The organism is Sorangium sp. So ce145 (genome assembly GCF_051525985.1).
Taxonomy (GTDB): Bacteria; Myxococcota_A; Polyangia; order Polyangiales; family Polyangiaceae; genus Sorangium; species Sorangium cellulosum_B.
Genome location: NZ_CP150315.1, coordinates 979,812 through 990,873, shown reverse-complemented (window position 1 = coordinate 990,873; position 11,062 = coordinate 979,812). Strand labels below are relative to the sequence as shown.

Here is an 11,062-nt window from a genome sequence, read left to right as displayed (position 1 = left end):
CACTCCGCGGATCGCGCCGGGGCGCTGCTCCCCAAGGCCAAGGTCAGCGCCGACTCTATCGTCCGGGCGCGCTGGGCTCAACCCGACAGGGGCTGTCGGGCCCAGACGCGCGCCGTCCTCGGCGTCTCGTCGTCCAGGCGGCGCCATTCCCGGTCTCATCCCGCCGCGCGAGCAGGTGTGGACGTTCAGCCCCGATTCGCGGCCACGCCTTCTCCCCTACGACGGGGCGCATGGACAGCGACGTGACCCGCATGCTCGGCGAGATCGCCGCGGGGCGGCGCGAGGCCGCCGGCGAACTCCTGCCGGTCGTCTACGGCGAGCTGCGCAAGCTCGCGGCCGCGCAGCTCTCGCGCCTCCGTCCGGGCGAGACGCTCCAGCCGACGGCGCTCGTGCACGAGGCCTACCTGAGGCTCGTCGGCGCGGCCGACCCGGGGTGGAACGGGCGCGGCCATTTCTTCGGCGCCGCAGCGCAGGCGATGCGCGAGCTGATCGTCGACCACGTGCGGCGCAGGAGCGCGGCGAAGCGCGGGAGCGGGCGCCGGCCAGCGGAGCTCGACGCGGCGTTCGACGTGGCCTCCGGTGATCTCGGCCTCGAGGACGTGCTCGCGGTCGACGCCGCGCTGAAGCGCCTCGAGGGCGCGCACCCGCGCAAGGCGCAGGTCGTGGTGATGCGCTACTTCGGCGGCCTGTCCGAGGAGGAGAGCGCCGAGGCGCTCGGCGTCACGGCGCGCACGGTGGAGCGCGACTGGCGCTTCGCCCGCGCCTTCCTCCACGAGGCGCTGGAGCAGAAGGACGGGTGAACGGCGGCGCCCCGGATCCGGCGCGTGTCGCCTCGCTCTTCGACGAGGTGGTCGACCTCGAGCCGGCCGAGAGGGCGCGCGCGCTCGAGGCCGCGTGCGCCGGCGAGCCCGCGCTGCGGGCCGCGGTCGAGCGGCTCGTGTACGCGGCCGCGCTCACGCAGCGGATCGAGGTCGGCCGTCACGTCGGCGCCGACGTGCGCATCACCGGCCGCTGGTCGCTCATGCCGGTGCCGGGGACGCCGATCGTGGAGGCGCGCCTCGACGGCGCGACCGTCGAGCGGCACGGCGCGCCCGAGGTGTCGCGCGAGGCGCTCCGCCAGCCGGTGCTCCTGGTGCACGACGAGGCGGGGCGGCTCGTGGGCCTGCGCTTCGCCAGGGAGGCGCCCGCCGGCGCGCGGGCGCTGCTCACCGGGCTCGCCTCGCTTGCGCAGTACACGGCGGGCGCGGGCGAGGCGTGGGAGATCGACGAGGTGGACGCCGCCGGCACCTTCCACGCGAGCTACCGGCGCGAGGGCCGGAGCGTGCGGCGGTCGAAGCGAGGTTATGCCGCGCTCCACGCCGGCGGCTCGACGCGCATGACGGTCGAGGGCGAGGGGCGCATGGTCGTCGGTGGAGACGGGCTCGTGGAGGCGCTCGACGCGCGGGAGGCGACCCGCACCGAAATCGGCGAAGGGATGGCCCGGATCACGGGTGCGCTCGGGGCGGCGCTGCGCCTCGTCGATCGCGGGCCGGCGCGCGCGGCCGACGTCGAGGCGGCAGAGCGGCGCATCGCGACCTACGGGCCCGCCTCGATGGTGATCCGCGACGACGACGAGGCGGCGCAGCGGCGCGCGGACGAGCGGCGCGCGGCGGGCGCGAAGCTCGGCGATCTGCGCGGCGCCTTCGTCGAGAGCAAGGGCGAGCCCGACACGGACGCGCGCGGCCGGCGGCGCGCGGCGCTGCTAGCGCGATCGGCCGCCGTGCTCCGCCTCGATCCGGCGCAGTCGCTCGAGGCGGGCAAGCAGCTCGCGCGGCCGGAGGTGAAGGACACCGACGCAGATTTCCTCGCGGCCGCGCTCGGGGCGGCGGGCACCGAGGAGGCCACGGCCGCGCTCGCCGACGTGCTCGCCGCCCCGGGCGCGACCAGCGACGCACAGCGGCACGCGGCCGTGAGCCTGGCGCAGTCCTCCTTCGCCGACGCGCACACGATCGACGCGCTGCGCACCGCGGCCTCGTCCGGCGATCCCCTGGTGCGCGAGGCCGCCACGCTGGCGCTCGGCGCCCAGGCGCGCACGCTGCAGCAAGCCGGGGATCAGGGCGCCGACCTCCCCGATCCGGTGCCCGATCTTCTCGCAGCGTACGCGGCGGCGGCCGGCGACGCCGCCGCGCGCCGCCTCGCCCTTGAAGCCCTCGGCAACAGCGGTGATGGCCGCGCGCTCGACGTCATCCGCGCTGAGCTGGGCTCGCCCGAGCTCGCGCCCACGGCGGCCTACGCGCTGCGCTTCATGCCCGCGCCGGTCGCCGACGATCTCCTGGTCGGGCTCGTCGCCTCACCCGATCCCTCGCTGCGCCGCGCGACCTGGGCAGCCGTCTACTACCGCGACGCCGCGCTCTGGGCGCCCCGCCTGAAGGCCGCGCTCGCCATGGAAACGGATCCTCAGGTGAGCGCGGCCATCGAGGCCGCGCTCGGCCGCCCCCGCAGCCGAGCCGCGAGGGGGCGATATCGAGCGCGCCGCGCCATCGCGTGATCCGCTACCGCCATGCGCGCCTGCGCGCTCGCTTCGGTGGTGAACCGGCGACCATTCCGGCCCGAACGGCGGCGCGACGCGCGGGCGGAGGACCCGATTTTCGTCGCCCGTTGAGTCTATCCTCTCGCAAGCGATCGTTCTTCGCAAGACTGGTTCTTCGCAAACATGGATCCACCTTGTCCGCCCCGCCGCGCCGACCCGGACCCGGGCGCGGCGGCACCCTGGAGGACTCCATGAGCGACGTCACCATCCTCTTCGGAAGACCCCATGTCCCTCAGTTCGCCGAGGATCGCTTCGAGATCGACGTGCTGGCCGCCGAGGAGCTCGGCATCGAGTCTTACGCGATCCCGCTCGACCCCGTCGTGAATGGCGAGCCGGAGCGCGCATTGCGCCGGCTGCCGAGTCCCCGGTACCGGACATGGCTCTACCGAGGGTGGATGTTGAGCGAAGATGAATATACAGGCCTGTACGAGGCCATGCAGGACCGCGGCGAGGAGCTCGTCGTCGATCCGGAGAGCTTCGCCGAGGCGATGTACATGCCCAATTACGTCCCGCTGCTCGGCGACAAGACCGCGCCCACGCGGTGGACCGAAGGCGAAGACATCCGGGAAGCGTGGGAGGCGGCCCTGGAGCTCGGGCCGCCGCCGTGGGTGGTCAAGGACCACGTGAAATCGGTCAAGGAGCTCTGGCATCGTGCGTGTTTCGTGCCCGAGGGCGCCACGTACGACGATTTCGCCGAGGTGTGCGAGAAGATCCTGGAGCTCCGCGGAGACCGCTTCGAGCGCGGGTTCGTCGTGAGAAAGTACCTCGACCTCGCGACGCTGCCCGGCTGGGCGCCCGGCCAGCGCCGCGTGACCGACGAGCACCGCCTCGTGTTCTGGGAGGGGCGGCTGGTGGCGCACGCGCCGTATTACGACGTGGACTCGACGCTCGAGCATCCGGGGCAGTTCGCTCATCTCGGCCAGGTCATCGGCTCCCCCTTCTTCACGGCCGACGTGGCCCGACTCGAGCGCGGCGGGTACACGGTGATCGAGATCAACGACGGCGGCTGTTCGGTCTTCCCCGAGCAGATGGATCCGCGCGACTTCTACGGGGCGGTGCTGGGCTGAGCTGCCGGGCGATTAGCTGCGCAGCGCGGCCGTGGCCTGGGGCCGAAGCGCGGCGGGGCGCGGGCGCTTGGCCACCTCGGCCTTCCTCGGCACGGACGGCCTCGCGTCGGCTCTCCAGGGCTGGAACCGCTCGTCCTTCCACATCACGAGGCCGCCCGACAGGGGCGCCTCGGGACCCGCATCGTCCTCGGATCGCAGCCAGACGAGCGGGCGTGCCTCGAAGACGGGCTGTGTGCACGCGATGTCCTCGAACGCCGCGGACCAGGAGCCGGTGTTTCCGAAGAACACCCCGCCTTCCCAGCTCCCCTCCGGGTTGTGGGTGTGCCCGAAGATCACGGCCTTGGCGCCGTGCGCCCTGGCCACGGACCGCGCCGCCTGGTTCACGCCCTGCCAGACCGCGTCGAGCGTGGGCTTCGGCACGGCGCACTCGTACGCGACGAGGAGCGTCGGCGCGAGCAACGCCGCCGCCGCGAGCCCCCCCGGCATCCAGCACAGGCACGCGAGCGCCGCGAGGATCCCGACCGCCGCGAGCCCGAGGCGATCCAGCCAGAGCTCGCGCGCCACACGGCCGAGGCAGTCCTCGGCCGGCCGCGCGAACAGCCGCGCATGCTTGACCACCGCCGGGAAAGGCGCGCCCGTCTCGCGGGTGGCCGCGGCGAGGTCCGCGCGCCGGAGCGCCCGGCGGCTCGGGTCGCGCCGGCGCACGAGCTCGATCATCGTGCGCAGCGCGCCCACGCCGAAGGCGAGCACGAGGGAGCGGCCAGAGAACAGGTAGTACCGCGTCCAGTGAGAGAGGTAGCCGAAGCCGGAGAGCATGAACGACGAGTCGACGTGCGGGTTGAAGTACCCCATGCGCGACACGAGCAGGCGGCTCACGAGCGAGCCCATCGTCGGCTGGATCTCCCCCCGATTCCGGCCGAACGGCGCCATCGGGTAACGATAACAGCAGTACGAGTCGTACTGATTGCCGTGCTCGACGATGACGCCGTCGTGCGTGCGGTGGAACCAGGCGCGGAAGGCCACCCGCGCCGCGAGCGCCGCGCGGAGCTCCTCGGTCGATCCCGCCGGAAGGCCGCCGTCCCGGGTGGCGAGCTCGTGCATGGCCGCGTCCACGACGCTCCGCTGCACCGCCTCGCGCACCTCGGGCAGCGTGAGCTGGATGTCGTGGTTGCCCGCCACGAAGACCACGGTGTGCCCGTCCGCGACGATCCGTCCGACGGCCGCGACGAACACCGGGTGATCGCGCAGGATGGCCTCCATCGCCGGCACGGCGTGCTCGGCGGTGCGCGGCAGGTCGTGGACCACGCTCTCGTTGCCGATCACCCGAGGCGCATCCAGGTCGAAGATGTCGCCGTTCAGGACCAGCGTCAGCTCGTCGCGCTCCGCGCCGAGCTCCCCGGAGCCGCCCGCCCCCTTCCGGACCTCTCCCCGGAGCGCGTCGAGCATCGCCGCGATCTCCCCGTCCGGGGAGTACGGCGCCTGCCGATAGCGCATCCAGAGACCGTCGGTCGGCTCGAGCTCACATAGATGGATGTCTGAGATAGCCACCGTGTGATGCATCGGCGGGAAAACTGACATGAGCACGTCTCCACGCCAGCCACAGGACCGTCAAGACTTGGTGTCACCGGGCGTGGAGAGCGCCCTGCTGCAGTGCGCCCGGAGCGTGATCCAACGCGCGATCACGCTCAGCACACCTGTTCGCCACGGTGCATCCCCTTGAATGTCGCGCGCCCGCCACGAGCGGACTCGGAACGATCGAGCACGAGGCGCATTGAGATCTCGGCTCCTGGATTCTCACCAAGAGAGCGACTGACCGAGCGACACCCCTCTGGTTGGGGCTCAGTCGCGCCGGAACACATGATGTTGTGGTCCCTCATGACGCGGCGAAGCCCTGGCGAGGTCGACGAGCGGCCCCATCTTTCCTGGGCGGTCGCCGGCGCGATGCTCCGTCCGGGGGCGCGCGAGCCCTGGGGGCGCCGGCCTCTGGTACGATGCACACTGGCGGAGCGAGGTGGACGCAAACCATACTGGCAGGACGGACTGTTGAGCCCGTGTGGTGTTCCGCGGGGGGAGCTCCGCGACAGGGAGGTGACCATGTCGACCCATTTCATCGACGGCAGCTGGGTGACCGGCGCGGGCGAGCCGTTCGCGAGCCGGAACCCCGTGACGCAGGCGGTCGTCTTCGAGGGGCGCGCCGCGAGCGAGGAGCAGGTCGACGCGGCCGTGACGGCGGCGCGCGGCGCGTTCGCTGCGTGGCGCGATCGCGGCCTGGAGGAGCGGGCGGCGCTGGTGAAGCGGTTCGCCGGCCTCCTGGGCGAGCACAAGGCCCGGCTCGCGGACGTGATCGGGCTGGAGACGGGCAAGCCGCGCTGGGAGGCGCTCACCGAGGTCCAGACGATGATCGGCAAGATCGACGTGTCGCTGATGGCCTGGCGCGAGCGGACGGGCGAGCGTCAGGCCGAGGCGGGCGACGCGACGGCCGTTGTGCGCCACCGGCCGCACGGCGTGGTCGCTGTGCTCGGGCCCTACAACTTCCCGGGCCACCTGCCGAACGGCCACATCGTCCCGGCCCTGATCGCGGGCAATTGCGTGGTGTTCAAGCCCTCGGAGCTCACGCCGAGGGTCGCGGAGGAGACCGCGCGGCTCTGGGAGAAGGCGGGGATCCCGGCCGGGGTGCTCAACCTGGTCCAGGGGGGGAGGCGCACCGGCGTCGCGCTCGCCGGTCACCCGGGCATCGACGGCCTCTTCTTTACAGGCAGCTCCGGCACGGGCAACGCGCTGCACCGGCAGCTGGCGGGCCAACCGGAGAAGATCCTCGCCCTGGAGATGGGCGGCAACAACCCGCTCATCGTCCAGGACGTCGCGAACACCGAGGCGGCGATCCACCATATCCTTCAGTCGTCCTTCATCTCGGCGGGCCAGCGGTGTACGTGCGCGCGGCGGCTGCTGGTGCCGGCGACGCCGGAGGGCGACGCGCTGTTGGGGCGCCTGGTCGACGCGGCGTCCCGGCTCAAGGTGGGCAGGTACGACGACGCGGAGCAGCCGTTCATGGGCGCGGTGATCTCGCTCGCGGCGGCGGATCGGCTGCTCGCGGCGCAGGCGCGGCTGGTCTCGCTCGGCGGCGAGGTGCTGCTGGAGATGCGCCGGCTCGAGGAGGGAACCGCGCTGCTCTCGCCCGGCATCCTCGATGTGTCGGCGATCAAGGAGCTCCCGGACGAGGAGCATTTCGGGCCGCTCGTGCAGGTGCAGCGCTACGGGAGCTTCGATGAGGCGCTCTCGCTGGCCAACCGCACGCGTTATGGGCTCGCGGCCGGGTTGATCTCGGATCGCAGGGAGCTCTACGAGCGGTTCTGGCGGGAATCCCGGGCGGGGATCGTCAACTGGAACAAACCGCTGACGGGGGCGTCGAGCGCCGCGCCGTTCGGTGGGGTCGGGAGCAGCGGGAACCACCGGCCAAGCGCGTATTACGCGGCGGACTACTGCGCATATCCGGTCGCGGGGCTGGAGGCGGCGGCGGTGGCGCTGCCTGGGCAGCTGGCGCCGGGGATGCGGCTCAACAGCTAGAACCAGGACGCAACGGCCGCCGGGGAGAGGGGAGGGGGCGCGCGGGGGCGAGGGGGACCCTTCCCGCGGACTCGCGCCTTGTGGTGGCTATGGCCAGCTGTACGGGACAGGGAGATCTGGGGGCGACAAGCTGCGGTGCGGGCCAGCGCTCGGATCCGCGGGGCCCTTCCCCCTCGCCCCCGCGCGCCCCCCTCCCCTCTCCCCGGCGGCTCCCCGGCGGAACAGGCGGGTTGGAGAGGGGTCAGGAGGCGGAGCTCTGCGGGCCTAGCTCTATCGGGAGGGCGGTGACGCCGCGCATGCCGGGGTTCATGCGCCAGGTCAGCGGCCCAGGGGAGAGCTCGGCGTCGGGGAAACGGCGCAGGAACGTGGAGATGGCAGCCTGGGCCTCCACCCGGGCGAGCGCGGAGCCGGCACAGTAATGGACGCCTAGGCCGAGCGAGATGTGGCGGATGTCAGTGCGGCGAAAATCGAGCTTGTCGGGGTCGGGGAACTGCGCGGGATCGCGGTTCGCCGCGCCGAGCACCAGGAAGGCGCGATCACCCTTCGGGATCCGCACGCCGTCGAGCTCGATGTCGTCGAGCGCGACACGGCTCATCCACTGCACCGGAGAGTCGTACCGGAGCAGCTCCTCCACCGCCGGGCCGATCAGCGACGGGGTAGCGCGCAGCGCTTCGCGCTCGGAACGGTGGAGAAGGAGCGCGAGCAGGCCATTGCCGATGAGGTTCTTCGTCGTCTCGTGGCCGCCGAAGAGGAGCATGCAACACGTCGAGAGCAGCTCCTGCTCGCCGAGGATCATGCCCTGCTCCTCCGCGAGGATGAGCTGGCTGAGCAGGTCGTTGCCAGGGCTCTGCCGCCGGGCCGCGATCACGCCGCGGAAATAGTCCTCCAGCTCGGCCACGGCGCTCAGCGCGCCCCCCGCGATCTCCAGCGTCGGCCGGCCCGCGCCAAGGAAGCCGCTGAGCGCGTTGGACCAGCCCTTCAGCCGGTGCCGGTCCTCGGCGGGTACACCGAGCACCTCGCCGATCACGAGCAACGGCAAGAGATCGCCGAGATCGCGGAGGACATCCATCCGGCCCGCCGGGGCGACCGCGTCGAGCAGCTCGTTGACCAGCGTCTCCACCCGGGAGCGCAACCCCTCGACGAGCCGCGGCACGAACGCCTTGTTGATCAGCGAGCGGATGCGCGTGTGCTCCGGCGGATCGAGCAGCAGGGCCCACGACGCCAGGTTGCGGCGCAACGGCTCCAGCCGCTGCCGCACCTCGTCAGGCAGCTTCGTCACGAAGGCGCTGGAGCGCTTCGCCGACAGGCGCGGGTCACGAAAGCCCGCCGCGACCTGATCGTAGCGGGTGATGAGCCAGCCGTTGTAAGCCGCGCTGAAGTACACGGGCGCTTCCTGGCGCAACCTGGCGTACACGGGGTACGGGTTCGCGAGGGTCTCCGGCGACTGGAGGCGAAACGGATCGAGATCGGCGTCCGCCGCTGGATTGGCCGCGGGCGGTGCGTCGGGCTTCGGTGCGTCGGGCGAGTTCATCGGGCCAGGGTACGACGGTCGCGCCCGCTTGGGAACCGGCGCGACCCACGCCCCCGCAGGCCGGCCTCCCCGCCAGCTCCCGGGCGCGCGGCCGCCCTTAGCTACAGCAGCTTCCGCCCACCTCTGCCCCATGCCGAGCCGCAGCAGAGCGGCGGTCACCCGCACAGGAGACGGGCCCAGATCGGCGTTTTCGGCGCGGAAGCGCACTCCGGTGCGCTGAGCACCGAAAACGCCGAGGTGGGCCCGTATCCGAAGCGGGTGACCGTCGCTCTAGGCCCAGAGCTTGATTCCGCCGAGCAGGCCAGCGACGTTGTCCACCACGACGACGTTCTCGGGCAGCCGCGAGGTATCGAGCAGGCGCGCGTTGCCGCCGCCGAGGTAGAGCTTGCGGTAATTGAAGATCGGCTCGACCTGCTCGATCATCTTGCGCACGCGCTTGTTCCAGCGCTTCGGGCCGATGCGCTTGCACTCGGCGTCGAACACGCGGTCCTCGTACTTCAGGTCCCTCTTTCCGTACGGATGGTGCCCGAGCTCGAGGTTCGGCACGTAGCGGCCGTCGATGTACAGCGCGCAGCCGAGCCCCGTGCCGAAGGTGAGCACCATCTCGAGCCCCTTGCCCTCGATGACGGCGAGCCCCTGGATGCCCGCGTCGTTGGCGACGCGGACAGGCTTGCCGAGGCGGCGCTCGACGGCCTCGCCGAGCGGGTAGCCCTTCCACTTCTCGTTGTCGAGGTGCGGCGCCGTCTTGGTCACGTTCTCCATCACCACCCCGGGGAAGCCGATCGAGACGCGATCGAACTCCCCCTGCGCCCGGGCGATCTCCTCGATGAGGTCGAGGATGGGGTCCGGCGAGGCCGGCTGGGGCGTCGGCACGCGCACGGGATCCGTCATCGGAGTCCCCTGCTCGTCGAGGATGGTGGCCTTGATCCCCGTTCCGCCGATATCGATACAAAGCGTGCGCATGGATCCCTCTGTCTCCCCCCGGAGCTCTTCCTCCGGGGCCGCCGCGGATGCGCCCACGCGCCCGCGTTCGCGGCGGACATAATCTAGAGCTCTGGCTGCGCGTCAACTGGCGCCGCGACGGCGCACGCCTGAGCGGGCGACCACGCCCCCTGCGCCCGCCCTCCCGCGCACACTCCGCCCGGCGCCGACCAGCGCGCACCCCGCCCCTCGGTGCCCCGGCCACCGCGCCGCCCGCCCCCGGGCGACGCTCAAGGCGAGCCGCACGCGTCGCACGCGACGCTCGGCGGCGGCGCACCGTTTGCGAGCCCGTCGAGCCATTGCACGAGGCGCGCTCCGCGCGACTCGAGGGTGTAAAATTCCGGCCGCCAGAGGATGCAGTGCGCTGTGCCGGCGGCAAGGAACGACCTGAAGTTCGGCGTCGACGCCTCGATTTCGGCGATCTCTGCCCTCATGGCGTCTGACCACGCCTGGGCGTCGCCGCCGCCCATCACGTTGAAGAAGAAGATCTGGTCCTCATCGTAGGCGGTGTTGTACTGCGACAGGCGCATGTCGGGATAATGGGCGCCGATCTTCTCGTAGAGCACCGACAGCCGCGCCAGCTCGGCCGGGTCGAGGCCAGGTATCCATGTGGGATAAGCGCCCTCGGGCTTCCAGGAAGGAAGGCTGTCCCTGAAGAACGTCTCCGTGATGATCCCTGCCCCGCTGTCGGCGAACTCGATGACCGACGCGCTCTTGTAGTGCTCTCGCAGGTGCGCGGACCAGAGGATGGCGCCGTATGCGCCCGCGCTGCAGCCCGTCACGAAGATCTTCTCTGGCGCGGGGACGTTCTCGTAGATCCAGCCGAGCGCCGCGCGGACGTTGACGGCGCCCTTGTGCTGGATGGTGACGGCCTGGCTCCCCTCCCCATACGTGGCCACGTTGTCGCCCCAGTGGACGTCCCCGGTGCAATAGGGGATGTACACATGGTGCCAGTCCTTGAAGGGGTTGTCCGGGTTCTCATGATCGTAGATCCCGGTCGTCAGGGCGTCCTCGCCGACCGTCTCCTGGAAGAGCGCTCCCGCGAACGAGCACGTGGTTGCGTCCCAGCACGCGCCGCCGCCGCGGAACTCGACGATGAGCCGATTGACGGTGCCCGGACGGACGAAGTACTTGAAAGGATCACCGCGCGAGCACGTCGTCTCGCCGCCCGGCTCGATGGAGCTCCAGCCGGACGGCAGGCTCAGGATGCCGCCCCGCGGCTCGCTGCTCGGATCTTCGTGCTCGGCGGACGTACCGCCACAGCCGAGGACGGCGAGCGGACAGAGCAGGAGTTGAACCGGAAGGGGCGGAACGATCTTGAATCGCATGGAGGGCAGAGAATACCACTCT

Annotated in this window: 8 protein-coding genes; 4 read left to right on the top strand and 4 right to left on the bottom strand. The window is 71.7% G+C overall.

Annotated features, from left to right (window positions below; translation table 11 throughout):
- Positions 1-230 precede the first annotated feature (230 nt).
- The 3 genes from WMF34_RS03670 (at position 231) to WMF34_RS03660 (ending at position 3,636) form a co-directional block, all read left to right on the top strand.
- Complete coding sequence (locus WMF34_RS03670; RefSeq protein WP_437992426.1) at positions 231-800, top strand: ECF-type sigma factor; 570 nt, start codon at positions 231-233, stop codon at positions 798-800.
- Positions 797-2,527, top strand: a complete 1,731-nt coding sequence (locus WMF34_RS03665; RefSeq protein WP_437992425.1) for a hypothetical protein — start codon at positions 797-799, stop codon at positions 2,525-2,527. Before WMF34_RS03670 ends, WMF34_RS03665 begins: the two co-directional genes overlap by 4 nt.
- Positions 2,528-2,760: 233 nt before the next feature.
- The gene (locus WMF34_RS03660; RefSeq protein ID WP_012233313.1) at positions 2,761-3,636 is read left to right on the top strand and encodes an ATP-grasp domain-containing protein; all 876 of its coding nucleotides are present in this window, start codon (positions 2,761-2,763) and stop codon (positions 3,634-3,636) included.
- A gap of 12 nt (positions 3,637-3,648) precedes the next feature.
- Here the strand turns inward: WMF34_RS03660 and WMF34_RS03655 are convergent, their stop codons facing one another.
- Positions 3,649-5,184 carry a hypothetical protein gene (locus tag WMF34_RS03655; protein WP_231864669.1) on the bottom strand — a complete coding sequence of 512 codons (1,536 nt, stop codon included), beginning with the start codon at positions 5,182-5,184 and terminating at the stop codon, positions 3,649-3,651.
- Positions 5,185-5,730: 546 nt separating this feature from the next.
- Here WMF34_RS03655 and astD point away from each other — a divergent pair.
- On the top strand, positions 5,731-7,200 hold the full coding sequence (gene astD, locus WMF34_RS03650; protein ID WP_437992424.1) for a succinylglutamate-semialdehyde dehydrogenase: 1,470 nt from the start codon (positions 5,731-5,733) through the stop codon (positions 7,198-7,200).
- A gap of 241 nt (positions 7,201-7,441) precedes the next feature.
- Here the strand turns inward: astD and WMF34_RS03645 are convergent, their stop codons facing one another.
- The 3 genes from WMF34_RS03645 to WMF34_RS03635 form a co-directional block, all read right to left on the bottom strand.
- On the bottom strand, positions 7,442-8,731 hold the full coding sequence (locus WMF34_RS03645; RefSeq protein WP_012233310.1) for a cytochrome P450: 1,290 nt from the start codon (positions 8,729-8,731) through the stop codon (positions 7,442-7,444).
- A 270-nt stretch (positions 8,732-9,001) separates the two neighbouring features.
- On the bottom strand, positions 9,002-9,694 hold the full coding sequence (locus tag WMF34_RS03640) for an ROK family protein (RefSeq protein WP_012233309.1): 693 nt from the start codon (positions 9,692-9,694) through the stop codon (positions 9,002-9,004).
- A gap of 248 nt (positions 9,695-9,942) precedes the next feature.
- Positions 9,943-11,040 carry a pectin acetylesterase-family hydrolase gene (locus WMF34_RS03635; protein WP_437992423.1) on the bottom strand — a complete coding sequence of 366 codons (1,098 nt, stop codon included), beginning with the start codon at positions 11,038-11,040 and terminating at the stop codon, positions 9,943-9,945.
- Positions 11,041-11,062: the final 22 nt, after the last annotated feature.

What these genes read in the sequence shown, in the direction of transcription:
- WMF34_RS03670 (WP_437992426.1), top strand. Translation starts at nt 231, where the DNA reads ATGGACAGCGACGTGACCCGCATGCTCGGCGAGATCGCCGCGGGGCGG.
- WMF34_RS03660 (WP_012233313.1), top strand. Translation starts at nt 2,761, where the DNA reads ATGAGCGACGTCACCATCCTCTTCGGAAGACCCCATGTCCCTCAGTTC.
- astD (WP_437992424.1), top strand. Translation starts at nt 5,731, where the DNA reads ATGTCGACCCATTTCATCGACGGCAGCTGGGTGACCGGCGCGGGCGAG.
- WMF34_RS03645 (WP_012233310.1), bottom strand. Translation starts at nt 8,731, where the DNA reads ATGAACTCGCCCGACGCACCGAAGCCCGACGCACCGCCCGCGGCCAAT.
- WMF34_RS03640 (WP_012233309.1), bottom strand. Translation starts at nt 9,694, where the DNA reads ATGCGCACGCTTTGTATCGATATCGGCGGAACGGGGATCAAGGCCACC.
- WMF34_RS03635 (WP_437992423.1), bottom strand. Translation starts at nt 11,040, where the DNA reads ATGCGATTCAAGATCGTTCCGCCCCTTCCGGTTCAACTCCTGCTCTGT.